The organism is Synechocystis sp. FACHB-383 (assembly GCF_014698605.1).
Lineage (GTDB): Bacteria > Cyanobacteriota > Cyanobacteriia > Cyanobacteriales > Microcystaceae > Synechocystis > Synechocystis salina.
In genome coordinates this window covers 65,446-90,468 of sequence record NZ_JACJTJ010000045.1, presented here as the reverse complement: position 1 = coordinate 90,468, position 25,023 = coordinate 65,446, and the positions used below count along the sequence as shown (strand labels likewise).

Sequence of the window (25,023 nt, the reverse complement as noted above, 5' to 3'; positions counted from 1 at the left end):
CTGTCTGTTGAGGGAATTTATTATGAGTCATCGGAGGATAGCTTACCATCAGCAACAAAACCCCTATGCGAAGGAACTAGAGGGACTGTAGGCAACGTTATCTGGTCTAATTGTTTGATTGTTGCCAATAGTTTGCTTGGTATCAGTAAGCTGATTGATGAGTAGATTAGATGTTTACCATGCACAGCTAAAATTGACTTTCTTATAAAAAACTTTAATAACTCATTTTCATCGATAAGGTCTTTATGCAGATTTAAGCCCGCTAAATATTTTCGCTTTTAGCAAACCAGCAAAAATGGCACTGGTCAGGAACATGACAACGGAATAAATTGCAGCAGGAATGGCCATAATCGGGGCATTTAAAAGGGTTGTGGCAATGGCGATCGCCAAGGTACCGTTTTGAATACCCACTTCAACGGTGATGGACTTTCTTTCCGCAAGGCCAAGTCCCGCCAAAAGGGCAATGCCATAGCCTAGAACCATGGTGAGGAGATTCAAGGTCACAGTTACTCCCCCCACCTGGAGGAAAAAGTCTGCCAAATTTGCCCTTTCCTTGACCAAAATAGCGACGATAATAATGCCAAGAAAAAAGAGGGAAAGCCATTTGACATTTTTCTCCACTACCATGGCTAACTTGGGTAAAAGGTGGTGACAAACCATGCCTAAACTAACGGGAATAATGGTAATTACGGCAATTTGCAGAACAGTTTTGAGAAAAGGAAGTTGGAGGGCAAATTGTTCCCCCATAAAATAATTAGCAGCGAGATTAACTATCAGGGGAATAGTAATGATGGTAATTAAACTACTGATGGCAGTTAGAGTAATGGAAAGAGCCACATTGCCTTTGAGCAAATAGGTAATTACATTGGATGTGGAGCCACCGGGGCAGGCGGCCAAAATCATTACTCCTACTGCTAACTCTGGGGACAAAGAAAATAAAGATGCCAGCCCGAATCCCACCATGGGCAACATTAGCAATTGGGCGATTAAACCAATTACAACTGCTTTGGGTTCTAGCCAAATGCGATTGAAATCTTTAATGGTAAGACCAAGCCCCATGCCAAACATAATTAAAAAAAGGGCTAGGGGTAAAAAAATGCTTGTTAAAAAATTGGACTCCATGAAAGTAAAGGGAGAGTGTTAATATGAAGTTAATAATATTGGGTAACTTGCTTGTTAGACTGAAGAAGTAAATCTACTTCTTTTTGTTCCTACAAAATAAAAGTAATGGAAGAATTTAACTAATAGAAAGAAGATATTCTATGGTCACAATCAATCAAGATCTGGCCGTGCCCATGACGGTAGCTAGGGCTTGGGTTAATTTTTGATTATCCGCCATGGTCCGTACTGCGACCCGAAAAAAATCCTGGCCTAATTCTGGAAAACTAAGGCAATCTCGGATTAAAATTTGGCATTTAATTAATAGTTCTTGTTGAAGTTCCGGCGCTGGAAAGGCGGTTTTTACAAGCAAAAAATTGGCTTGGCTTGCCAGGGGCAACAATCCCGGTAAACTAGCTAAATCTTTCTGCAATGCGGTACGGGCAGGGGGTAACCATTGCCATACCTGTTGACGGAATTCTTCCACTTCCAAACAGGCGATCGCCGCCGCTTCGGCTAAAACATTCACCGGCCATGGATCCCGCCAAGCCTGCCATTGCGAGAGTATGTCGGGATGGCCCAGGGCATAACCTAAGCGCAATCCAGGTAAACGGTAAAACTTGGTCAGGGAACGGAGAATAATTAAATTGGGATGCTCCCCCAGGTGGGATACTAAACTTTGCTCTTCCCCCGGGGGCAGAAAATCCATAAAGGCTTCGTCCAATAACACCCATTGATAGTGGGGTAGGAGAGCGAGAATTTCTTCCCTAGGCAGCAGAGTACCGGAGGGATTATGGGGATTATTAAGAATTAGACCCCGTTTTTGGGGCTGGATGGTGATGCTATCAGTAATTTCAGATAGTGATCGCAATTTTTGCCAGGGCCAGGGCTGATTTACTTGCCAGGTTATGGTTTTAAGTTTGGCTCCAGCCCCTCGCCAACTTCGGCCGTAGTCCCCAAAGGCTGGGCCCACCACATAGGTACAGTCCAAACTAGCAAAGGTACGCCCCGCTAAAGTTAATAATTCCGCCGAACCATTGCCCGGCAAAATCCAATCCACGGGTAAATGGTGGTAATCGGCGATCGCCTGACGAAGACGAACATATTGGGGGTCGGGATAGTGGTGCAGGGCCGGCAAAGCTGACTCAATGGCGGCCAGGACGGCGACGGGAGGGCCCAAAGGATTAATACTGGCGGAAAAATCTAATAAAGAAAAAGCTGGACAGCCTGCCATCTCCGCTGCCCAACCCAAATTACCACCGTGGTGGGGTCGCTCAAACAAAGGTCAGTGGCAATTATTTTTTCTCAGGAGCAACTTTATCTTTGAACATTTTGCCTGCAGAGAAAGCCGGCACCTTAGTGGCTGGAATGAGCATTTTATCCCCGGTTTTGGGGTTGCGGCCCTCCCGTTCCTTGCGTTCCCTGGCTTCAAAGGAACCAAAGCCCACTAGGGTCACTTTTTCTCCTTCGGCCACCACCTCCATGATGCAATCAATGGCGGCTGAGATCACCGCATCTACCTCCTTTTTCGTGATGCTTTCCCCCAGTTGTTCTTTCGCTTTGTCCGTGACCGCATGGACTAATTCGCCTTTATTCATCTGAAAAAATCTCCTTGAGAGTGAGTTTGTTGGAATAGACTCATTTTTTAGGCCTTTTCTCCCCATAACAGGGTCATCGGGAGGATCCACAGCCCGGATCTAGACAGAAATTTGGCATTAAAAATCCCTGAAATCCCCGCATACCGGCTGTTTCACTGCCTTATTCTATGCACAAAGTGTGGAAGTAGGATCACTTTTCCCCACGAATTTTTGCAGTTTTGCGGGATTTTGTCACAATCCTTTACGAAAACTGGAATTTTACTGCGCTCAGTTTACCAGCAATTAGAAGTTAGCCTAACTCGAAGGATGTGACTCCGTAAATTTTGTCTAGGGCGATGGGGGGAGCTTGCCCGGTGTACATTCGAGCAGTTTCAAAAACTATCTGCAAACCATATTTCTCCGCTAAGGCGATCGCCGCTTGGTTGGGTTCCGGCACATCTAGGTAAATGGTATTTTCCGCTGTAGGAATTGCTTTTAGAGCTAAAAAGAGCGCTTCCGCCACCTCTGGAGTATCAGCAAACAGAGGGCCAATTTTGTCCCCCACCCGGCAGGGGCGTAGAACGCCATAACCCCGCAAAATCCCATCTTCTTGATAGGCGATCGCCTGGTGCCCCGGTTGATGACACCACGTTCTTAGAAATTCTTCCCTGGGAGCAGGAAAACATTGACGGTCATAGGCCAACACGTCTTCCCAGGCCATGGCATTCAAGGGGACTATATGGGGCGATGGGATAGAAGGGCCCCCCGTAAAACCTTGGTAACGAATATTACGGTAAGCCAGATTAAAGCCGGATTTTTGATAATTCTCCTGCTGGGCCAGCACCCCGTCTAGGCCAATATTACAACCCCCTAAATGGGCTAAAGCCCTTTGCCAAATTTGCCAACCGTAGCCCTGACCTCGATACTCCGGTTTGACGATGTAAAAGCCTAAAAAACCAAATTCTTCGTTGTATTTAACCGCCGAAATGGTCGCAATGGGGTCCCCGGCCAGTAAACCAAGCAAAAATCCCTGGCGATCGCCTTGGTAAAAACAGTCGGCATCCTGCTGACCCGGATTCCAGCCCTCTGTGGCCGCCCAGTCCACCGCCAAGGCCACGTCGGATAAATCCATGGTTTTGATTAAGTATTTTTGCTCAGACATAACATTTAGCAGCGATGAACTTCAACGTTTGTTGACTTAGTAAAGGCAATTGTAATTAATGCTAAAACCGCCCCAATGCTAGCATTAACCTTGGATTGTCATAGATTTGAGTCAATCAAAAACCCCGAATCTTAACAATCGTTAATCTACTCACCCTGGGAGAAACTGCGGATGGTATCGATCGCCGAACGGACAAAATTAGACCTGCCCCCCATTGCTGGCCAAGAAGCGGAAATCTTAGCGGTGGTAAATGACAATAAGCCAGTGTTTTTGCACCAAACAAATTTACGCCTAGAAGATTTGCAGTCTGCCTGTGCTTGTGCGCTACATATGCACCAACCCACCATTCCAGCCGGACAAAACGGGGCGTTGATTTCTAATCTGCAATACATGTTTGAACATCCTGGGGAAGGGGATAACCATAATGCCGATCCCTTTGCGTGGTGCTATCGTCGGCTAGGAGAAATTATTCCCCGGCTCGTGGCGGAAGGTGCCAATCCCCGCATCATGTTGGACTACTCCGGCAACCTGCTCTGGGCGTTTCAGCAAATGGGGCGCCACGATATTTTGGATAACCTCAAACGGTTGGCCTGTGATGTCCAATATCAACCCTACGTGGAATGGCTGGGCACCATGTGGAGCCATGCGGTGGCCCCTTCCACCCCCATCCCAGATTTGAAATTACATATATTGGCGTGGCAACAGCATTTTGCTGATATTTTTGGTGCCGAAGCTCTGCAGCGAGTGAAGGGTTTTTCCCCACCGGAAATGCACTTACCCAACCATCCCGACACCTTATTTGAATACGTTAAGGCTTTGAAAGAATGTGGTTACCGTTGGTTAATGGTGCAGGAACATTCCGTGGAAAACCTCGATGGTAGTGGGCTTTCCGGTGACCAAAAATATATTCCCAATCGCTTGGTGGCCCGTAATTCCAAGGGAGACGAGGTCAGCATTGTGGCCCTCATTAAAACCCAGGGGTCTGACACCAAATTGGTGGCCCAAATGCAGCCCTATTACGAGGCTTTAGGCCGGGGCAAACAACCCGTGGGCAACCATCAAATTCCTGCCTGTGTGACCCAGATTGCGGACGGAGAAAATGGCGGCGTCATGATGAACGAATTTCCCCCCGCCTACGAACAAGCCACTCGCAAAATGGCAGAAAATGGGGGCAAGGCCGGCACTGTGGCCATTAACGGTACGGAATATTTGGAATTGTTGGCAGCGGCCGGGGTGCAGGAGTCTGAATTCCCCGCCATTCAAGCCATTCAGCAACACAAAATTTGGCAACGGGTTAACCCAGAGGAAGCCACTCCAGAAAAAGTGGAAGCGGCGATCGCCGATCTGAATGCCACCGACCACCAATTCACCATGGATGGAGCCTCCTGGACCAATGATCTCAGTTGGGTGCAGGGCTACGAAAATGTGCTCGAACCAATGAATCAACTCAGTGCCAAATTCCACCAAAAATTTGATCGTTTAGTGGCGGAAGATCCCAGCGTCACCCAACGGGAAGATTACCAAAATGCCCTACTTTACCTATTGTTAGTGGAAACCAGTTGCTTCCGCTATTGGGGCCAAGGCACCTGGACGGATTACGCCCGGGAATTGTACCGTCGGGGGGAAGCTGCCCTAGCGTAACTTTTGCCCATAGTGGAGAGTTATCTATCAAGCCAGCTCAAGGTGCATTTCCCATCGGGAAAAATCTAACTGGTTTTAGCTCTCCGTTAAGTTGTTAGCTCTATTGCCTGCCATGGCCGATCGCCAATCGTTGGAAGATGCCCTCCGTCGCATTTGGGGCTATGACCACTTTCGCTATCCCCAAGGGGAAGTCATTGATTGTCTATTGGCCGGGCGGGACTGTCTGGTGGTACTACCCACCGGAGGCGGAAAATCCATTTGTTTTCAACTACCGGCGTTACTGGGGGAGGGGCTAACTTTGGTGGTTTCGCCGTTGGTGGCCCTAATGGAAGACCAGGTGCAAAGTTTACGAAGGCAAAATCTACCCGCCGCCTGCCTCCATAGCCAACTAAGTCGCCCAGAGAAAAAGCAAGTATTGCGCCAGTTGGGCCAACAAACATTAAAACTTCTCTACCTTTCCCCAGAAACATTACTGAGTGAGTCAGTCTGGAATTTGCTCCGCCAACCCCAGATTAAGTTACAGGGTTTAATGCTCGATGAAGCCCATTGTTTAGTGCAGTGGGGAGATAGTTTTCGTCCCGCTTACCGTCGTTTGGGAGCCCTGCGGCAGGGATTGGGCCGAGATAAGGGCCAAATTCCCCTGGCCGCCTTCACCGCCACAGCCGATCGCCAGCAACAAGATTTGATCATAGCGGGATTAAATTTACGATCGCCGGAATGTTTCCAGGTCAGCCCCCATCGTCCCCAACTGCAACTGCAAGTCAAAACGGTGCTGAGTGAATATTGTCGAAGGCAACAACTACGGCGTTTTTTGCTCAAGCATTTGCAGGAAACCGGTTTAGTCTATGTCCGCACCCGCACCATGGCCATCAACTTAGCCCAATGGTTACAGTCACGGGGCTTTGATAGCGAAGCTTACCACGGCGGCTTGGGGGCTCACCAACGGCGACAGTTGGAGCAAAAATGGTTAACGGGCAAAATTTCTTCGGTGGTTTGTACAAACGCCTTTGGCCTCGGTATCGACAAACCCAATACCCGTTGGGTGTTGCACTACCAAGCTCCCTTGATGTTGATGGATTATCTCCAGGAAGTGGGGCGGGCTGGGCGGGATTTGCAACCGGCAGAATGTCTGACCTTAATTAGTGAACCCACCGGTTGGTTGGATTCTGGCGATCGCCAATTGCGCCAGTATTTTTTAGCCCAAGCCAGTCAATGTCTACAACGGGCAGAGGCCTTGAGTAAACAAATTCCGTCCCAGGGTAACTTAAGAGAACTAAAGCCCCATTTTCCCGATTTGGAAATAGCTCTGGCGTGGCTCCACCGTCGGGGTCGTTTAGAGTGGTTAGACCCGTTTAATTACCGCATTGCCCCTGGTGATAATCAAACTAATCCCCTGGGGGAATTGAAAAGCCAGTACCGCCTGATGACCCAATACTTAACCAGTTCCCGTTGTCGCTGGCAAACGATTTTGGCCGCCTTTGAGGATAACTCTTTGGGGGCCAGACAACCCTGTGGCACCTGCGACAATTGTTTGGCTAAACGTCAGTGATTTCTGGTCAAATGAAATTAAATAAATTTTGTGGAATGAGCGTTAATATACGGCACTGTGAAGTTTTAAGGGTTTACCAGAATTTTACAGTAACAAATGCTAGCATCAAGTTAATTTTAAATAGAAGGCCAAACTCAATGTTTTTAGGTCAAGAAAAATCCAAATTGACATGTAAATTTGTTAATACAAAAAAACTGTTAAATCATCTTTCACGAATTTTTCTGCCGATTATTTCTGTTGCTACAATGGGAATTCTGGAGTCCGTCAATGCGGCTCCGTTTAATGGTTGTAATGGCTCCGATTGTGTACAACATAACTTGCAAACCCAAACAGTTTGTGTTCAAGTGGGCACTGAATCAACGCCTAATGCACCAGTAGGCCCTGGACCAGGCTGGGCAAAAGGACTGAATACCGAAATTGATCAAAATATTTTGAAAGGTAATGTGGTTGCCTACAAAATACAGTGGTCTAGCGGATGGTCAGGATGGTTTGTAACTGGGGTTAATGATTTGGATATAAAATTCAATACTGATTCCGGTAATATGAGGCGAATGTGGTCTTACTTTACTGACCACCGACATCTTTATATAGTTTGCAAACAGCCTTAAATTTAGGCGTTTATTTATCTTTTTTTCGTTGCACCATGGTTAATCAGCCCCTTGTAAGCATCATTATTCCCGCCTATAGGGCTGAAAACACCATTGCTTTTACTGTCCGCAGTGTGTTGGCCCAGACCCATGACCATTGGCAGGTGGCGATTGGTGTGGATGACCAGGTAGATTACCTGCAACTGTTAGCGGAACAGGGCATCAATGACCCCAGGTTGAAGCAAATTTTTACTGGCGGCATTGGCAGTGGGGAGGCGATCGCCAGAAATACGGCAGTAAGTATTTGTGATGGAGAGATTCTGGCCAACTTGGATGCGGACGATGCCTTTGCTCCCGATCGCCTGGAAAAGTTAGTCCCCCTAGCGGAAAAGTATGGCGTGGCGATCGATAACACGGGGGTTTATAACAGTGAATTGGTGTTGTATAAGCAACCCTTTCCCCAACGGCAAGCACTGAGCTTTGCCACGGCGGCGGATATTCTTAGCCCCCGCATTCCCTTTTTTCCAGTTTTTCAACGACAATTTTTAGCAGATGGCTGGACGAAAGTGCCCTTTGCGGCGGATGTACTTTTTAATTTAGAGCTATTGAGTCGCACGGAAAAAGTAGCGATTCATCCCGACCCCCTCTATCGTTACTACAAACGGGACAATTCCATTACCCAATCTGCCAATGCTTTTGAGACGGCGGAAAAGGCCTATCTGACTATTTTGTCCTTGCTAGATGAAGGTGCTCTGACTTTAACCAACACAATTCGTCAGGCGGCCCACCAAGAATTTAGTGAAAATTTAGCTTTGAATAAAGTTTTTCGTCGTTACATGGAAGAAGGTCGTTGCCAAAATCTAGAACAATTTTTAGATATGACCAACAATGGACAACAAATTGAGTTTGCGGCTCACCCTAACTAAGTCTATTGCTCCATGGCGATCGCCCTATTTTTCTTGTAGTTAATCAGCAGTGAGAAAATTTGCCCCAGTCTATTGCCGCCCAATCTGGTTATACTCTGCCCGTATTTGCCTGTGCCTCGGCGATCGCCGCTGTGGAAACCTTGCTCACTGGTAACTGTCCAGATGTGGTGGCGTTGGAACTGTTGGAACCGGCCATAACAGCAGAAATCACCATTGAACAGGGAGCCTTGCTGGGCCAGCACAGAGCTTTGGCCATAAGCCGCAGTGAACCAGGCAATAACTTGGATTTAACTCGCCATACCCCTGTTTGGGCGGAAGTGGAGTTTACCCCAGGGGAAGGAAAATTGATTATTCAAGGGGGAGAAGGCATTGGCAAACAGCTTGACAGGGAAGGGCAAGCGGCCATTTACAGCTATGCCCAACGGCTGTTACATCACCATTTGCAACCCCGTATTAATGAAGATCAGAATCTCACAGTTACCCTAATTTTACCCCTTGGTCGAACCTTAGCCACCCGCACATCCAATGCAGCTTTTGGGGTGGTGGAAGGTTTATCTTTGTTAGGCACCAGCGGCATTGCCCAACCCCTAAGTGCTCCAGAGCAATTGGCGGAGTTTCAGCGGCATTTGACTAGTTTGGCCCAGCAACATCAATGTTTAGTATTTTGCTTGGGGGAAAACGGTTTAGATTTGGCCCGGCAGTGGGGAGTACCCTTAGACGAAATGGTAAAAACAGCCAATTGGTTAGGCTCCCTTTTGGTGTCGGCGGCGGCGGTAGGGGTGCAGGAAATCTTGCTCTTGGGTTACCACGGCAAATTGATCAAACTAGCCGGGGGCATTTTCCACACCCATCACCATTTAGCCGATGGCCGTTTGGAAATTCTCACTGCCCAAGCTGTACAAGCCGGTTTACCCTATCCTTTGGTACAGGAACTTGGCCAAGCACTCACCACCGAGGCAGGGTTAAAGCTGTTACGACAGTGGCAAACGGAGCAAAATTATCCTTGGGTTAGCAAAATCTACCAGGCTATGGCGGGCACCATCGATCGCCGTTCGGAGGAATATGTTTATAAGGTCAGTCAACATCGGTTAAAAGTGGGCAGTTTACTGTTTGATGGCGATCGCCTACCGGTGGCCATTAGCGCCCAGGGCCAAGCTATGGCCGATAAATTGGGGTTGACTATGCCAGAAACTTACCGGCCTGCCTAAACAAAACGCCACAATTTCGGGGAGGCACAGCCTAGGGGATAATAGGACAGTTGCCATTTGGAGGGAGACAGTAAACCATGCGCATTTTAATTATGGGGGGAACCCGTTTCATCGGTATCCATCTCTGCCGGGTGCTGGTGGCCCAAGGTCATGAAGTGGTGCTGTTTAATCGGGGAAATCGCCCTGACCCCGTCAATGGCCTGGCCCAAATCCATGGCGATCGCCGGGTCCCGGAGCAGTTGCGAGAAAAACTGGAAAAGGAAGAATTTGACATAATTTTTGACAACAACGGCCGGGAGTTGAGCGACACCCAGCCCCTGGTGGATTTATACAACGGTCGGGTCAAACAATTTATTTACATGAGTTCCGCCGGTGTGTATCAAGCCTCTTCCCAAATGCCCCACCGGGAGACCGATGCGGTGGATCCCCAAAGTCGTCATAAGGGAAAATTTGAAACGGAACGTTATCTGGCCCAGAGCGGCATTCCCTGGACCGCTATCCGCCCCACCTATATTTATGGTCCCCACAACTACAATGCCCTCGAATCCTGGTTTTTTGACCGTTTAGTGCGGGGTCGAGCCATTCCCATCCCCGGCAATGGTCAATACATCACCCAACTAGGCCATGTGGAAGATTTGGCGATCGCCATGGCCAAAACCATCGTTACCCCAGCGGCGATCGGACAAATTTATAATATCTCCGGCGATCGATACGTCACCATGGATGGTTTGGCTCAAGCCTGTGCCAATGCGGTGGGCCTTGACCCCCAGGGAGTTAAATTAGTCCACTATGACCCCAAGGATTTTGACTTTGGTAAACGCAAAGCCTTCCCGTTGCGCCAACAACACTTTTTTGCTGATATTCAAAAAGCCCAACACCATTTAGATTGGCATCCCAATTATGATTTAGTAGAAGGCCTAAAAAATAGCTTTCAACTGGATTATCTGCCGTCCGGTAAGGGGGAAGAAAAAGGAGATTTTGACTTAGATGAACAAATCCTAGCTTTTAGTTAACTTACAGCGGTTCGGGTATTTGAGTGACACGGCAAAACTCTTACAGAATGAAAGGGGTTGAGACTGCTTAATGTTTATCAGTCTGATTCGGAATTTGCTGTAGTTTACTAAATGCCAATGTTTGCAGCATTTTAATTGGTTAACTGTTACTGAACATCAAGGAGGAAAATAGTGGCCACCACTGCCGATGAAGTTTGGGCCTTACTGGGGCAGTTAATTGAGTCCCAAAAAGAAACCGATCGCCGCATGAAGGAGACTGATCGTCAAATCAAAGAACTAGGTAAACAAATTGGGGGATTAGGAAAAAAATTTGGTAGTTTTACCGAAGGTTTAGCTCTGCCTTCCATGGAGCGCATTCTGCAAGAGCGTTTTGGCATGGAGGTCATTAGTCCCAGTGTCAGAGCCAGCAAAGGAGGGCAACACCTAGAAATTGACGTTCTAGCCTATGCCAATAGTGACATTAATACTGCTTACGTGGTGGAAGTAAAAAGTCATCCTAGGGAAGAATCCATTACCCAATTGAAAAATTTGCTCCAGAAGTTTCGTATCTTCTTTCCTGAGCATAAAGATAAAAAATTATATGGCATTCTGGCGGCGGTAGATTGGTCAGGCGACTTAAAGCAACAGGCATTACGGGATGGTTTATATGTGGCCCTCATTCACGACGGGGTGTTTGAATTGGCCGAGACTCCAGCTGATTTTCAGCCCAAGCTTTGGTAATGATTTACCCGATCAAATGGGAATTTTGGGCGTTATTTAGTAATTCTAGGTAGCCCGATCATTTTCCAGTTTCTCAATCTCAATTTATTTAAACTTACTAATTTTTATGACTGCTCTCCGCATCGGCAACGGCTACGATATCCACCGCCTCGTAGGCGATCGCCCCTTGATTCTGGGGGGGGTTACCATTGCCCACCATTTGGGGCTAGATGGCCACAGCGATGCCGACGTGTTGACCCATGCCTTAATGGATGCCCTCCTGGGAGCGTTGAGTTTGGGGGACATTGGCCACTACTTTCCCCCCAACGATGCCCAGTGGCGGGGGGCCGACAGCCTCAAACTTTTGGCCCAGGTTAATCAACTCATCATTGAACGGGGTTGGCGCATTAATAATCTGGATAACGTGATTGTGGCAGAACAACCCAAACTTAAACCCCACATCCAGGCCATGAAGGAGAATCTAGCTAAAGTTTTGGCCATTGATCCAGACTTGATTGGTATTAAAGCCACCACCAATGAGCGTTTGGGTCCCACGGGCAGGGAAGAAGGCATTGCCGCCTACAGCGTCGCCCTATTGGTCAAAGAGGGGTAAACACTGGACCATGGGGCATGACATTCTTGCCCTATCCATGCCGCTGGTAAAGGTTGTTACGGTTTGCCTGTTGCAAAATGTGAGAAGAGCAGTTTAACCTGCCCTGTGAATTTTGACCGCATTTTTGCTTGGCCGCTGACCAGTTTAAAAGTCTTTATGAATCTTGCCCTGCCTAGCCAGTATCAATTTTTGCCCCGTTTTTTTCGCCTAGCCACCATTGCCGTCCTTTCCAATATGATGGTGCCCCTAGCTGGGTTAGTGGACACGGCTTTTTTGGGCCATTTGGAAGACATTGATTATTTAGCGGGGGTGATCCTAGGCTCAATTTTGTTTGATTACCTCTACCGGGTGTTAAAGTTTTTACGCACCAGCACCACTGCCCTCACAGCCCAAGCCGTAGGAGAAGAAGACCAAGCGGAAGTATGGGTGGCGGGATTGAGAAGTGCCTTCGTAGCCCTGTTGTTGGGACTGGGGATTTTAGCCCTGCAATATCCCTTGCAAAAATTCGGTTTTGCCCTGTTAACGGGGGCTCCGGGGGTAGAACAATCGGGCATGGATTATTTTTACGGCCGCATTTGGGGGGCTCCGGCGGTGTTACTTAATTTTGTTATCCTCGGTTGGCTATTGGGCCAGGAACGCAACGGCTTAGTTTTGCTCATTTCCCTGGTCGCCAATTTTTCCAACGTTGGCTTGGATTATCTCATGATCAATCGTTGGGGCTGGGCCAGTGCGGGAGCGGGTTGGGCCACTGCTAGTAGTCAGTATTTAGCTCTGGCATTGGGTTTGATCTGTATTGTCGCCTTAGCCAAGAAGGGGAAAGCTAAGGGAGAGTTTAAAGCGGCGATCGCCAAATTATCGGACTGGGGAGCATTACGGTCTACCATCGCCCTGAAAGGAAATATTTTGATCCGCTTTGTGGTCTTGATCACCACCTATTCTTTGTTTACCAATATCAGTTCCAGCTTTGGCACGGAAGTTTTGGCCCAAAATGGTCTGCTGTTGCAAATTGCCCTGCTCAGCCAATTCACCATCCAGGGGGTGGGTATGACCAGCCAAACCCTCACTGGTAATTTCAAGAGTAAAGGTGACTATCAATTATTATTGCCGGTTTTACTCACTGCCATTAGCACCACCTTAGTTATGGCCCTGGGATTTGCCGCCGTGGCGATCGCCTTCCCTGAAACCCTATTTGGACTGTTAACCAACCACGACGAAATCAACGACAGCGTCCGTCAATACACCATCTGGCTGATTCCCCTGTTGGAGAGTACGGCCCTCGCCTTTATGCTGGAAGGCTATTTCATCGGGCTTAAAGCTTCCCAACCCCTGAGGAACGGAGTACTGTTTGCCTTCTGCCTGATCTATCTGCCCTGCCTTGGACTAGCCATTTGGCAACAGAGCAATAATCTACTCTGGTTTTCCCTTGTTTCCTACATGCTGGGGCTAGTTATTTATCTGGGCTGGCAATTAATTACCCGATTTTCACCGCAGATTTTAGCCTTGGAAGCCAAACAGCCTAGCTAGGTTTGTCGGAGGACTGGGAACCATGGTGGCCATGGAAGCGAATACCAAGGAAAACGTCATAGAGGAAGCTCCAGAAATTTTTCCCTTCCAGTAACCCCAGGGACTGGGCACAGCCCTTCTCATCCAAAATTGGCTTGGTGATGTGATAGGTATTTTGGTAGTGGTACCAAGGAATAGAAGGCCACAGGTGGTGGATGAGGTGGTAATTTTGCCCGAAAATAAGCCAATTCAAAATGGGACTAGGATAAACCCGGGCATTCTTCCAGCGGTTCCTTTCCTGAAAAGGCCGGTGGGGTAAGTAATCAAAAAATAGCCCCAGGGCAATGCCGACGATCAAAGCCGGCACAAACCAGTAGTTCATCACAAAGCCGATAAAACCGTAATGAATGCCGAGAAAAACAATGGTGAACAATACCAGCCGACTTAAAAACCACTCCAGCAACTCATACTTACGCCACAACTGTCGCTTAAAGAAAAAGATCTCATGGTAGAAGAATCGGGCCGCAATCAGAAACAGGGGGCCGCCGGTGGAAACAAAATGGTCCGGGTCGTTCTCTGGGTCATTGACGTTGGCATGGTGTTGGAGATGCACCCGGGTAAAGACGGGAAAGGCAAAGCCCAACATTAGGGCACTACCGTGGCCGAGCACCGCATTAACAATGGTGTTACGGTGAGCTGCATTGTGGGATGCATCGTGGATTACTGTGCCCGACAGGTGTAACGCCAGCACTGAACAACAAAAGCAAAGCCAGTGGGGCAGTCCCCATTGCCAGTAGCCAAAAATGTTAGCAAGCATTAAGAGGATGGCTATCCCAAACATGGCTACGTTGGGATTGAAGCCGCCGTCCGCCTGTAAAAATTTCTTTGGGACAGCTTGGGAAACGGTTTGCAGCGGTTGGGTCGCCTGCATTACTATGACGGACTCCTGGCACACGAAATGGGACGCACTTCTGGTCAGTTTATAGCAAAAATGCTGGGGAAAGGAAGACAGCCAGAGAAAAAGCCCAGGACATCAAAGGCGCAGTCCCTGGGCCCCGACGTCATTGCCTGAGCACACTCGACACCTTGGATGTTACGCAAATGTAACGAAAAATATTGACCCTCTCAGAATTTAGGCAAAGCGCCCAAACCCAGCCCAGGCAAGCAATTCGCCAATTCACAAAAAGTTCATTTGGTCAACGGCCTTGACAAAAATCTTAACAATACGTTACATTTATTTACATAAGGTTACAAAACGAAAACCTTAAACACCTAAATCAAAGGAGACCAATTTATGACTAGCCGCGGATTTCGCCTCGACCAAGACAACCGTCTCAACAACTTCGCCATTGAACCCCCTGTATACGTTGACAGCAGCGTTCAAGCCGGTTGGACTGAATATGCCGAAAAAATGAATGGTCGCTTTGCCATGATCGGCTTTGTTTCCCTCCTAGCAATGGAAGTAATCACTGGCCACGGCATTGTGGGTTGGTTACTCTCTCTCTAATTTGCCGAGTAGACAGCCAAGCAATTTTATTGAATCAGGGCTTAGCCCCATCGATCGCCGAAGGAGTATCCTTCACCCCCTGGAAAATGAACAAGTAAGAGGTAAAACTATGAACGCCGACACCGATATTTATCAAAACAAAGATTTATTTGCCCCCGTTGTCTTCCGCAGAGACTTCAACGAATTTGCTCCCATAAATAGCAACCAAGCCTGGTCTTTATTTTTCACCGCCGGGCAGGAAGATAAGCAGTTGGGCAACAGCCCTGAATTGGGGCGCTTTTTCACCAATACCCTCTTAGCCATTGGGACTGCCACTTTCATCTGGGGTTACTTCTTCAGTCGTTGGGCTGACTTTCTCTAGAAATAACTGTGGCTCACCGCCACTGGAGTCGCCCCATGGTACTGCCTGCCATAGCACCACTGACACCCCTGGTACCGGGTGTTATTTTTTTGGCAATATGGCGATATTTTGTCGGCAGAAGACGGGGAAAGTAAAAATGATGAAGGGAAAAATGGACACAGCCAGACAGAAATTTAAATTTTTTTAGCAAACACCTGTGATTCTAGAAACTCTTACGGTATCCTTACGTCAACTAGCCTATGTGAGGAGTCAGCCGTGTTGGGTAAATCCATGAATCAAGCCGTCAATACCAACTGGGCGATCGAGAGTGGCGGAGGCAAACTAGGTGCCCTGCCCCCGGAATCGTTAACCAATGTTGACCTGATTTTGCTCTGTCAGCAAAAGACCCGTCCCGATAGTACCGCTTTCAATGAGTTGCTGCGGCGTTACCAGTCCCATGTGGATAAAATTCTTTATCACTTGGCCCCCGACTGGCAAGACCGGGCCGACTTAGCTCAGGAGGTTTGGATCCGGGTTTACCGTAACATCCATCGCTTGAACGAACCAGTCAAATTTAAGGGTTGGCTTAGCCGCATTGCCACTAACCTCTTCTACGACGAGTTACGCAAGCGCAAACGGGTTAGTCATCCCATATCCCTGGACGCTCCCCGGCGCATGGATGACGGCGAAATTGATTGGGACATTGAATCTGATTACCCGAGTCCCGATGATACTTTATCCACCGCTGAATTTTATGAATGTTTACGTTCGGCAATCAAAGACCTACCCGAGGCTTTCCGCACCACTATTATCCTGCGGGAAATTGACGGTTTAGCCTACGAGGAGATTGCCGAAATCACAGGGGTCTCCCTCGGGACAGTTAAATCCCGCATTGCCCGGGCCCGGGCGAAGTTACAGACTTTTTTACAGCCCTATTTGGCGTCCTAAACCTATCCTAAACATTGAATCCTAACTTCCGCCACCAGCAATGGCTTTGATGATTGGTGTTAGTCCTGTCACCCTTGGTTCAGGGAGTGTCCAACTTTGTGAGGAGTGAATCGGCCAGAGTTAATAACAAACCGCTAATTCACTATTACTTGTCGGTGGAGATTCCCCCGAAGAGGTTTACTATGAATTCAAAATTTGACTTTGATTACCCACGGCAGCCTTGGGATGGAGCTGAACCTGGGAATGAGCATTTATTGTTTGATGAAAAATTCGAGCTGTTGAGTGCTTACATTGACGGGGAGGTGAGCCCCCAGGAGAGAAAACAGGTACAAGGCTGGATTGATAGTGACCCGGAGTTTAAGCAGACTTACTTGGGCTTGATTCGTTTGCAGAATGCTTTACCCCAGGTGCCGGTGCCGCCGGCCATTGACACTGACGCCTTGGCCCAGAAGGTGTTTGCCAGGCTGGAGCAAGAAAATCGTTGGCGGGGTATTTGGTTCTGGGGCAGTGTTACCGCTGCTGCTGTGGTGGTGGCCGCCTACTCTAGTATCCTGGGTAAACCCTTGGATCCTTCTCTGAATCAGGCGAATTTGGACCCGGCCATCGTGGCCATGGATGAAGATCCTTTGATGATTGCAATCCACGAGCCGATGTTTGAAGTGTTAACCAAAGTGGACCCTGGCCATGGGCCCCAAAATGAGGGAGCGGAACAAGGGGTGGACTAATCTGATTGTTGCTTTGCCCCTGGATGACTAATTTGGTTGCATTAAATCTGTTTTTTAATTTGCTCGGTAGTGCTCTATTGCTTTCTCTACCGTGGCTCCTGTTGGGGATTATTGTTTCTAGTACTTTCCTAATTTGGACCGATGAACAAAAATGGGTGGCTAATTTTCCCCGCAATCGTTTGCTCAGTAGTTTGGTCGGAAGCGCCCTTGGTTTTCTGCTACCACTGGGGGCCTTTGGCAGTGTGCCTTTAGTAAGGCGGTTGCTTTTACAGGGAGCCCCTATTCCTTTAGCTATCAGCTTTTTAGTGGCGGCGCCCACTTTAAATATCTTTGCTATTGTTAGGGTTTTGTCTTCCCGTCAATCTCAGTACGGTCTCATCTTTCTTTGCATTTCTTTCAGTTGGTTGATGGCGATCGTGATGGGGTTGGTGTTTAGTCCCTATCGACTGGCCCGTCAACAGGCGGAGGAGGAGGGGGAAACGGCCCTGCTAAACATTCCCCTATTACGGTCGGGGGCTTTAATTATGCTCCAGTCTTCCATGGAGGCGTCCCCAAGGCAGGGAGGATTAGTTTTTGCCAGTGGAGTTAATCCCGTGGCGGACTTTTCCTGGCGGCAAAAGTTACATCTTTTCGGCCGTAACATTATTGAAGAATTTCAGGAATTCGGCGGGGTTTTGATTATCGGCACGGCGATCGCCTGTGGCATTGTCTTTTTCCTTCCCCAGGCATGGCTACTGCAATGGGCAGGACTGGGACCGGTGCGGCAAACGTTACTGATGATGGGTTGGTCGCTGATTTTACCCCTAGGAAACTTTACTAATCCAGATTTATTAGCACCCCTAGGGGAACAACTCTGGCGGGGGTCCATGGTTGCTTTTTCGCTTTGGGGGAGCCTGTTCAATTTACAGACCATTGGGCTCTGGTTAGTGACCTTAAGACTGCGCCCCCTGAGTTATTTAGTGTTCTTAGTAGGTTTATCGGTCTTTCTTTTTGCCATGGTGACCAATTACTACTTAAGTTAAGCTCAGTTAGGAAAAAAATTTGTCCCTTGATGGTGCTTAATTGGGGGGATTGCCATGATATTATTACAGGTAACGCGGATGTGGCGGAATTGGTATACGCGCACGTTTGAGGGGCGTGTGGCTTTGCCTTGCGAGTTCGAGTCTCGCCATCCGCATTTTACCAATGACTGAAGTGCAACAGAAAATGCCCCGCCTTTTCACAAGATTGGTGGGGTTTTCCGTCGGATTATTAAATTCACAAACAAAATACCCAAGTTTCCCGGCTGGTTAATGCTAGGCAGAAACCAGATCCCCTAGCCACTGTAATTGTTGGGGTAGACAAATAGTCTGTAGGTCATATTTAGCCTGGACTAGGTGGCGGGCATTAGTTCCCAATCTTTGTCTTTCCTCTTTGTCCCCTAATAACTGACAGATGGTTGTGGCTATGGCTGAGTAGTCGAAAAAGTCCACCAACCGGCCTGTTTCGCCATCGGTGATTACCTCCCGCACCGGGGCCGTGTTACTTGCGACAATGGCACAGCCAGAGGCCATGGACTCCAATAAACTCCAGGACAGCACAAAGGGATAACTGAGGTAAACGTGGACCGTGGAGATTTGTAGCAGATTGATGAAATATTGGTAGGGAATGGTGCCGAGGAAATAAAGACGACTCAACTGTTGCGGCGTCAGTTTACCCTTGACCTCCTCAAGAAAAATGTCTCGCCAAGGGCGATCGCCAGGGGGCTTGGCACCATAGCTAACTCCATTGCCGCCCACAATTAAAACCTTGGCATCGGGACGATTAGTGAGAATTGCCGGCAGGGAGCGCATAAAACTGTGGTAGCCCCGGTAGGGTTCCAAGTTGCGATTGACGAAAGTGATAATCTCGTCATTGCGGTTGAGGTTAATTTGATTATTGAAAGTTAGGCTGGCATCGCTGTTGGGGCGTAGAACATTAGTGTCAATGCCATCGTGGACAACTGTCAGCTTAGAACGGAAAGGTTCTGGAAATGAATCTGCTTGCCATTGGGTGGGGGCCAGTCCACCATCGGCAATGTCAAAATGAAGGTAATGGTTTAGGTTTTTCCAGCGAATGCGACAAACTTCGGTCTCGTCCGCGCTGGCAAATTCCGGGTCAAAGGTAGTGTCATACCCGGACGCATGGTAGAAAAATTCGCAGTAAATACCTAGCTTGGTTTGGGGCCACACATCTTTGATCAGTAAACTTTCCCCCCAGCCGGGGTTAGCAATGACAACATCGGGATTGAAACCCTGTTCTTTTAACTGACGGGCCTGATGAAAAACGGATTCTGCCCGGATAGTTTTGGTTTCAAAGTCCACCAGCCAAGGATGAATGTTTGGGGTACTGCCTCGATTAGGAAAATAGTTGACCAACTTTACCCCTTGCCAATGGGGGGGCGTGTTTTTTTGCATGATCAGGGCCACCACCTGATGCCCCTGTTGCACTAAGGCAGGAGCCAGATGTTTGAATTGCCCCGGAAAATTTTGGTGAAGAAAAAGAACGTTCATTATTTTTTTCTGGCCGCAGAATCGCTCTCCTCTAGGTCTACATCCACCACTTCACTGCTATCCACATCCTGGGTCTGTAACTCTTCTTTGAAGCCCCGCAGGGTTTTGCCCAGTGCTCCCCCCAATTCCGGAATTCTCTTGGGACCAAAAATGATGATTACTACCCCTAAAATCAGCAGAATTTCTGGCCAACCTAATCCAAACATTTTTTGCTCCTGGAGGGTCACAACGTCCTCCCATCATACTCTGAAGGTTTACCCAAATTGAGTTTTCGGCAGCTTGGCTGTTCTCCTCTAGGGCTATGGTTTCGGAGAATTCCGGCATCGGCTAAATTACTGTCCGGTTTGCAATTTGTGCACCAATTCATGGAAGGGTTCCCAATCATCGTCTTCGGCGATCGCCTGCCAGATGGTTTCAATGCGGGGACGCAGTAGGTCCGTGAGGGGATTGGCTTGCTCGAGCACTGTGGGTACTGTCGCCAAGGATTCCGAGGACAGTTGCTGCAACACCTGCTGATATATGGACCGCCAGGCAGACCAGTCCGCGCCGAGTAAGTCGACATTTTCCAAAATTAAATCGGCCTTATCCTGCCAACTAGGGCTGAAATTAAGCCGCAATTGGGCAAAGAAGTCCGGGTAGCTCCATTGGCTTTGGGCTAAACATTGCAGGGTTTGACCGACTAATTTTTCCCGTAACTCTAGATCCAGGCGATCGCCAAGGGTGGGGGAAATACCAAGGCGACGGGCCATCAAGGTGATGTAATGGCTTAAATAAATCCTTTCATAGTCCTCCAATACCTCGGCCATTGCCTTACTGGTAATAACAGAACTCAGAGCTGCTTGCAAACGTTCCAAATTCCAGCGGCAGATAGCCGGTTGATTACCAAAACGGTAGCGACCACCATAGTCGAAATAGGCGGCAATGAAATTTAAATCGTAGGTAGGGACAAAACCGTACGGGCCGTAATCAAAACTTTCCCCAGTGATGGACATGTTGTCCGTGTTCAATACCCCATGGCAAAAGCCCGCCGCCATCCATTGGGCTACTAACTTGGCCACCCGTTCCATCAACGCTTGGAAAAAGACAATATGAGTTGACCCATCAGAACTGGGGGCAGAAATTTCTGGGTAATAGGTCTGGATAACATGATCCAGTAATTGCCGAATCTGTTCTGTTTGGTGATGGTAATGGAGTCGCTCAAAGGTGCCAAAGCGGATATGGGAGCGGCTAAAGCGGATCATTACTGAAGCTCGGGTAGGGGAAGGCTCATCCCCCCGCCAGAGGGCATCCCCCGTTTCCACCAAACTTAAACAGCGGGAAGTATTGACTCCCAAACGGTGTAGGGCTTCGGCGGCTAAAACTTCCCGTACCCCGCCTTTGAGGGTTAAACGGCCGTCACCGCCCCTGGAGTAGGGAGTTTGGCCAGAGCCTTTGGTGCCAAAATCGAATAACTCCCCGTTTAGTCCCCGCACCTGGCCATAGAGGAAACCTCGACCGTCGCCCAAATTAGGGTTATATTCACCAAATTGGTAACCGTGGTAGCGCAGAGCTAAAAATGGTCTTACCCCATGGAACAAACCGAAAGCTTCAACAAAATCATCGTCCCTAACCTGACTCGGTTCTAGACCTACCATGGGCAACAGGCGATCGTTGCGGAATCTCAGTTTATGCTCAGGAAAAGTGGCCGCTGGCACTGCATCAAAAAATTCATTGCCCAAGGATTCTAAGGCTGGTTCGTAGGTTAAATTTAAAAACGGATTAGTCACAATTGTTGGGCAAAGCAGTAAAAGTGTAGCTAGATAAGCCAGGGAAATCGATGGTATTATCCCTATGCCACCGTCAATTTTGCTAGATTTTTGTAGTAACTTTAGCTAAATTCTGGCTGGCCACCACGGTATTTCTTGGAAAAATAGCGATGACCTTAGCAAAACGGATTTTGCCCTGTTTAGATGTTAATGCAGGGCGGGTGGTCAAGGGCATCAATTTTGTTGATCTCCAGGATGCGGGGGATCCGGTGGAGTTAGCCCGGGCCTATAACGAGGCGGGGGCGGACGAATTGGTGTTTTTAGACATTACTGCCACCCATGAGCAACGGGACACCATCATTGATGTGGTCTATCGCACGGCTGAAGAGGTCTTCATCCCCCTCACGGTGGGGGGTGGCATTTCCACGTTAGAGCATATTAAAAATTTACTCCGGGCCGGGGCGGATAAGGTGAGTGTGAATTCTTCCGCTGTGCGGGATCCGGATTTTATCAGTCGGGCCAGTGATCGTTTTGGGCGGCAATGTATTGTGGTGGCGATCGATGCTCGTCGTCGGCTAGATGCGGATAATCCTGGTTGGGATGTGTATGTGCGGGGTGGCCGAGAAAATACAGGTTTAGATGCGATCGCCTGGGCGGAAGAAGTGGCCCAACGGGGAGCGGGGGAATTGCTGGTCACTAGCATGGACGGGGATGGCACCCAAGCGGGCTACGATCTGGCCCTTACAGCGGCGATCGCCGAACGGGTGGAAATTCCGGTGATTGCTTCCGGGGGGGCAGGCAATTGTCAGCACGTATATGAAGCGTTTACGGAGGGTAAGGCTGAAGCTGCCCTGTTGGCTTCCCTGTTGCACTATGGCCAACTAACCATTGGGGAGTTAAAAGCCTTTTTACAAGCGAGACAAATTCCAGTCAGGCACGCTGCAGTCCTTGGCCAAGGGGACAACTAGGAAGAGATTCTTTGCTAAATCCCTTCAATCCTGGTGATGGTGGGCCAAAAGCAATTCTTCTGCCAACAACTGTTGGTAAAGTTCCGGCAGACGCTTCGTCATGACGTTATCCTCAATGCCGTAGCCCAAACTAGTCCAAGTGGGGGAAAGATGGCGCAAAACCTGGTCTAGATGGCCAGCCCGTAATTGGGCCCCAATATCTAATCCCCAGGCGTTGGTATCGGCGAGCCAACGGTAAAGCACTTGGTCCTGGTACTCCGGCTCAAAGCTGTAACTTTTCCAGAGCAAAAATTTCTGGGGCTGGGGATGATATTTACCCGCTTTTTCGGCCCAGGTGGTGTTCAAAAACTGGTAACGCCCAGAGGCCGTACTGCAATTGCCCCGATTCGGCCCCATAAAAATTTTGACGCAACGGTTGGGATGTTCGCTCAAGTCCCGCACATGCTGTCCCCCATAGATGACGTTATAGGGCTGGGCTGTGTTGGCTTCACTGGCGCTGATGGTGCGCATTAGGGCCCGTAGATAGGGATCACCCCCTTCCATCACTAGGGGAGCAATTTCCACCGCAGTGGAAAAGGAAGGCAATTTTAGCCTTGACCAGGGGGATTGCCACAGGGCCATGCCTCCCCAGCCCAATAAAACGGCGATCGCCAGGGTCCAGGGCCAGGGTGAAGCTAACCAAGGGCGATTTTTAACCAAGGAAAGGTCGGATGGGGACTGGGAATTGGGGTCAAGTAAAAATTCGCGGTCAATCATGGATGGGGGCCAGCGAAACCAGGGCGCTTTCCATCATAGGACTCCCACCAAGGCAAAATAAGTTTCCTTTTTCCACAGAAATTAATCCTCCAAAGCAGTAGAGCCAAGGCATCCCCAGAAAAGCTCTAAAATAGTCAATAGGGCGGGGTTGTTTCGACCAATGGGCGGCCCGTGGCCACCGTGGTCCATTCCCTGCCAACCTCTCTAAGTTTAACTTTTTCCTTTTCTGCACCTTGAACGTTTCTGTCCCCCATGTCCCGTCCGATTTACCGATGTTCGATGCCATTGATGCGGCCCTAGCTGATATTAAAGCGGGCAAGGCCGTGGTGGTGGTGGACGACGAAAATCGGGAAAATGAAGGGGATCTAATTTGTGCGGCCCAATTTGCCACCCCTTCTCTGGTTAACTTTATGGCTGTGGAAGCCCGGGGATTGATCTGCTTGGCCATGACTGGCGATCGCCTGGACGAATTAGATTTGCCTTTGATGGTCAGTAAAAACACTGACAGCAACCAAACAGCCTTCACTGTCAGCATTGATGCAGCTCCCCACCTAGGTGTAACCACAGGCATTTCCGCCGAAGACCGGGCCCGAACGATCCAAATTGCCATTAATCCCGTCACTCGCCCGGAAGATCTTTCTCGCCCTGGTCACATTTTCCCTCTGCGGGCCAAAACTGGGGGAGTGCTCAAACGGGCTGGCCACACGGAAGCCGCAGTGGACCTATCCCGCCTAGCAGGGCTTTATCCAGCGGGGGTAATTTGCGAAATTCAAAATGCCGACGGTTCCATGGCCCGGTTACCGGAATTGGTAGAGTATGCCCGCAAATATGACCTCAAACTGATCAGCATTGCTGATTTAATCAGTTACCGCCTCCAGCACGACCGCTTTGTGCAACGGGAGACCATCTGCCAATTTCCCAGCCAGTTTGGGGAGTTTAAGCTCTATGCCTACCGCAATTTATTAGACCAAACAGAGCACATTGCCATTGTGAAGGGCGATCCCGCGGCCTTTGGTCAACAGCCGGTAATGGTGCGGATGCATTCGGAATGCTTAACGGGTGATGCCCTGGGTTCCCTCCGCTGTGACTGTCGCATGCAACTCCAAGCGGCCCTCAAAATGCTGGAAAACCATGGTTTGGGGGTGGTGGTTTATCTCCGCCAGGAAGGTCGGGGCATTGGTTTGGTCAATAAGCTCAAGGCCTATTCCCTCCAGGATTTGGGCTATGACACCGTGGAAGCCAACGAACGGCTGGGTTTTCCCGCAGATCTGCGGGATTACGGCATGGGGGCGCAAATGCTCAACGATTTGGGGGTCAAACAAATCCGCTTGATCACCAACAATCCCCGGAAAATCGCCGGACTAAAAGGCTATGGGTTGGAAATTGTCGAACGGGTACCCCTGCTAATTGAAGCCAACGACTATAATTCCCATTACCTGACCACCAAAGCGGAAAAATTAGGGCACTGGTTAGTCAAAACCTATCTGCTGGCGATCGCCGTTAAATTTGCCCCCAATTTAGCTTCAGCCCAGCAACGGTACGAAAAATTGGAAAAAATCCGGGCCCTGTTGCAGGGAACCCCCCTGATGGTGCACGAAGACAACCGCCCCGTGGCGATCGCCCTATTCGGTAAAAACGGTCTAATTTTCCACGTCGGCCTAGACCAAAATTTACCGTCGGGCCAGCCCTGGCAAAAAAACTCCCATTCTCCCTACCCTGCTTTGGTGAAGAATTTCCTCGCCCAACTCAAAGAATGGCCGGACCTACAGGCCCTGGCCTTCCTGGTGGCCCAAGGGGAAGACCCCATGGAAACCCTGCAGGTCAGCCTGGACCGGGAAAATTTGGCTTTTGCCGACCTCACCCCCCATGCCCTAGACCAATGGCAGTGCCAAACAGTTTATACCTATGGCAAGGCTGCGGAGTAGGG

25 protein-coding genes and 1 tRNA gene are annotated in these 25,023 nt (G+C 49.0%); 17 read left to right on the top strand and 9 right to left on the bottom strand.

Annotated elements, in window-relative coordinates; translation table 11 throughout:
- Nucleotides 1–243: 243 nt before the first annotated feature.
- The 4 genes from H6G45_RS13905 to H6G45_RS13890 all read right to left on the bottom strand — a co-directional run bounded on the left by H6G45_RS13905 (nt 244) and on the right by H6G45_RS13890 (nt 3,837).
- Complete coding sequence (locus H6G45_RS13905) at nt 244–1,122, bottom strand: bile acid:sodium symporter family protein (protein WP_190599003.1); 879 nt, start codon at nt 1,120–1,122, stop codon at nt 244–246.
- 154 nt (nt 1,123–1,276) lie between these two features.
- On the bottom strand, nt 1,277–2,380 hold the full coding sequence (gene cobD, locus H6G45_RS13900) for a threonine-phosphate decarboxylase CobD (RefSeq protein WP_190599002.1): 1,104 nt from the start codon (nt 2,378–2,380) through the stop codon (nt 1,277–1,279).
- A 13-nt stretch (nt 2,381–2,393) separates the two neighbouring features.
- Nucleotides 2,394–2,696, bottom strand: a complete 303-nt coding sequence (locus H6G45_RS13895) for an HU family DNA-binding protein (RefSeq protein WP_014407089.1) — start codon at nt 2,694–2,696, stop codon at nt 2,394–2,396.
- 289 nt (nt 2,697–2,985) lie between these two features.
- A complete protein-coding gene (locus tag H6G45_RS13890) occupies nt 2,986–3,837 on the bottom strand; it encodes a GNAT family N-acetyltransferase (RefSeq protein ID WP_190599001.1) in 852 nt (283 codons plus the stop codon).
- 171 nt (nt 3,838–4,008) lie between these two features.
- On the opposite strand from H6G45_RS13890, the gene H6G45_RS13885 reads away from it, so the two are divergent.
- From H6G45_RS13885 to gntT, 9 genes are all read left to right on the top strand, one after another.
- Nucleotides 4,009–5,478 (top strand): glycosyl hydrolase family 57, encoded by a 1,470-nt coding sequence (locus H6G45_RS13885; RefSeq protein WP_190599000.1) that lies wholly within the window; start codon nt 4,009–4,011, stop codon nt 5,476–5,478.
- Nucleotides 5,479–5,590: 112 nt separating this feature from the next.
- Nucleotides 5,591–7,027 (top strand): ATP-dependent DNA helicase RecQ, encoded by a 1,437-nt coding sequence (locus tag H6G45_RS13880; protein WP_190599064.1) that lies wholly within the window; start codon nt 5,591–5,593, stop codon nt 7,025–7,027.
- The gene (locus H6G45_RS13875; protein WP_206754993.1) at nt 7,024–7,635 is read left to right on the top strand and encodes a hypothetical protein; all 612 of its coding nucleotides are present in this window, start codon (nt 7,024–7,026) and stop codon (nt 7,633–7,635) included. Before H6G45_RS13880 ends, H6G45_RS13875 begins: the two co-directional genes overlap by 4 nt.
- A 35-nt stretch (nt 7,636–7,670) precedes the next feature.
- The gene (locus H6G45_RS13870; protein ID WP_190598998.1) at nt 7,671–8,540 is read left to right on the top strand and encodes a glycosyltransferase family 2 protein; all 870 of its coding nucleotides are present in this window, start codon (nt 7,671–7,673) and stop codon (nt 8,538–8,540) included.
- 59 nt (nt 8,541–8,599) lie between these two features.
- Nucleotides 8,600–9,748, top strand: coding sequence for a cobalt-precorrin-5B (C(1))-methyltransferase CbiD (gene cbiD, locus H6G45_RS13865; RefSeq protein WP_190598997.1), 1,149 nt, complete (start codon nt 8,600–8,602; stop codon nt 9,746–9,748).
- A 77-nt stretch (nt 9,749–9,825) separates the two neighbouring features.
- A complete protein-coding gene (locus H6G45_RS13860) occupies nt 9,826–10,761 on the top strand; it encodes an NAD-dependent epimerase/dehydratase family protein (protein WP_190598996.1) in 936 nt (311 codons plus the stop codon).
- Between the two features lie 171 nt (nt 10,762–10,932).
- A complete protein-coding gene (locus H6G45_RS13855) occupies nt 10,933–11,481 on the top strand; it encodes a DUF3782 domain-containing protein (protein ID WP_190598995.1) in 549 nt (182 codons plus the stop codon).
- Between the two features lie 106 nt (nt 11,482–11,587).
- Nucleotides 11,588–12,073: a 2-C-methyl-D-erythritol 2,4-cyclodiphosphate synthase gene (gene ispF, locus H6G45_RS13850; RefSeq protein WP_190598994.1), complete on the top strand. Its 486-nt coding sequence runs from the start codon at nt 11,588–11,590 to the stop codon at nt 12,071–12,073.
- A gap of 105 nt (nt 12,074–12,178) precedes the next feature.
- Nucleotides 12,179–13,597: a guanitoxin biosynthesis MATE family efflux transporter GntT gene (gntT, locus tag H6G45_RS13845; RefSeq protein ID WP_190598993.1), complete on the top strand. Its 1,419-nt coding sequence runs from the start codon at nt 12,179–12,181 to the stop codon at nt 13,595–13,597.
- Here gntT and crtR read toward each other — a convergent pair.
- Nucleotides 13,590–14,531 (bottom strand): beta-carotene hydroxylase, encoded by a 942-nt coding sequence (gene crtR, locus H6G45_RS13840; RefSeq protein WP_347338270.1) that lies wholly within the window; start codon nt 14,529–14,531, stop codon nt 13,590–13,592. The genes gntT and crtR overlap by 8 nt on opposite strands.
- Nucleotides 14,532–14,870: 339 nt before the next feature.
- Here crtR and H6G45_RS13835 point away from each other — a divergent pair, with 339 nt between their 5' ends.
- The 6 genes from H6G45_RS13835 (at nt 14,871) to H6G45_RS13810 (ending at nt 18,273) form a co-directional block, all read left to right on the top strand.
- Nucleotides 14,871–15,083, top strand: a complete 213-nt coding sequence (locus tag H6G45_RS13835; protein ID WP_010872099.1) for a chlorophyll a/b-binding protein — start codon at nt 14,871–14,873, stop codon at nt 15,081–15,083.
- 109 nt (nt 15,084–15,192) lie between these two features.
- Nucleotides 15,193–15,444 (top strand): hypothetical protein, encoded by a 252-nt coding sequence (locus H6G45_RS13830; protein WP_190598991.1) that lies wholly within the window; start codon nt 15,193–15,195, stop codon nt 15,442–15,444.
- Nucleotides 15,445–15,699: 255 nt separating this feature from the next.
- Complete coding sequence (locus H6G45_RS13825) at nt 15,700–16,371, top strand: sigma-70 family RNA polymerase sigma factor (RefSeq protein WP_338116516.1); 672 nt, start codon at nt 15,700–15,702, stop codon at nt 16,369–16,371.
- A gap of 182 nt (nt 16,372–16,553) precedes the next feature.
- The gene (locus tag H6G45_RS13820) at nt 16,554–17,096 is read left to right on the top strand and encodes an anti-sigma factor (protein WP_242018178.1); all 543 of its coding nucleotides are present in this window, start codon (nt 16,554–16,556) and stop codon (nt 17,094–17,096) included.
- 23 nt (nt 17,097–17,119) lie between these two features.
- Entirely contained in the window at nt 17,120–18,118 is a 999-nt protein-coding gene (locus H6G45_RS13815) for a permease (protein ID WP_190598988.1), read from the top strand.
- 74 nt (nt 18,119–18,192) lie between these two features.
- Nucleotides 18,193–18,273 (top strand) — tRNA-Leu (locus tag H6G45_RS13810).
- A 118-nt stretch (nt 18,274–18,391) separates the two neighbouring features.
- On the opposite strand, the gene H6G45_RS13805 is transcribed toward H6G45_RS13810, so the two are convergent.
- The 3 genes from H6G45_RS13805 to H6G45_RS13795 form a co-directional block, all read right to left on the bottom strand.
- Nucleotides 18,392–19,627 carry a glycosyltransferase family 4 protein gene (locus H6G45_RS13805; protein WP_190598987.1) on the bottom strand — a complete coding sequence of 412 codons (1,236 nt, stop codon included), beginning with the start codon at nt 19,625–19,627 and terminating at the stop codon, nt 18,392–18,394.
- Nucleotides 19,627–19,854 (bottom strand): twin-arginine translocase TatA/TatE family subunit, encoded by a 228-nt coding sequence (locus H6G45_RS13800; RefSeq protein WP_338116515.1) that lies wholly within the window; start codon nt 19,852–19,854, stop codon nt 19,627–19,629. The genes H6G45_RS13805 and H6G45_RS13800 overlap by 1 nt, the downstream gene beginning before the upstream one ends.
- A 105-nt stretch (nt 19,855–19,959) precedes the next feature.
- Nucleotides 19,960–21,393 carry a protein adenylyltransferase SelO family protein gene (locus H6G45_RS13795; RefSeq protein ID WP_190598985.1) on the bottom strand — a complete coding sequence of 478 codons (1,434 nt, stop codon included), beginning with the start codon at nt 21,391–21,393 and terminating at the stop codon, nt 19,960–19,962.
- A gap of 149 nt (nt 21,394–21,542) precedes the next feature.
- Between H6G45_RS13795 and hisF the strand changes: the two genes are divergently transcribed.
- Nucleotides 21,543–22,340, top strand: coding sequence for an imidazole glycerol phosphate synthase subunit HisF (gene hisF / locus H6G45_RS13790; protein ID WP_190598984.1), 798 nt, complete (start codon nt 21,543–21,545; stop codon nt 22,338–22,340).
- Nucleotides 22,341–22,364: 24 nt separating this feature from the next.
- On the opposite strand, the gene H6G45_RS13785 is transcribed toward hisF, so the two are convergent.
- Nucleotides 22,365–23,096, bottom strand: a complete 732-nt coding sequence (locus H6G45_RS13785) for a glycoside hydrolase family protein (protein WP_190598983.1) — start codon at nt 23,094–23,096, stop codon at nt 22,365–22,367.
- Nucleotides 23,097–23,368: 272 nt separating this feature from the next.
- Between H6G45_RS13785 and ribBA the strand changes: the two genes are divergently transcribed.
- On the top strand, nt 23,369–25,021 hold the full coding sequence (ribBA, locus tag H6G45_RS13780; protein ID WP_190599063.1) for a bifunctional 3,4-dihydroxy-2-butanone-4-phosphate synthase/GTP cyclohydrolase II: 1,653 nt from the start codon (nt 23,369–23,371) through the stop codon (nt 25,019–25,021).
- Nucleotides 25,022–25,023 lie beyond the last annotated feature (2 nt).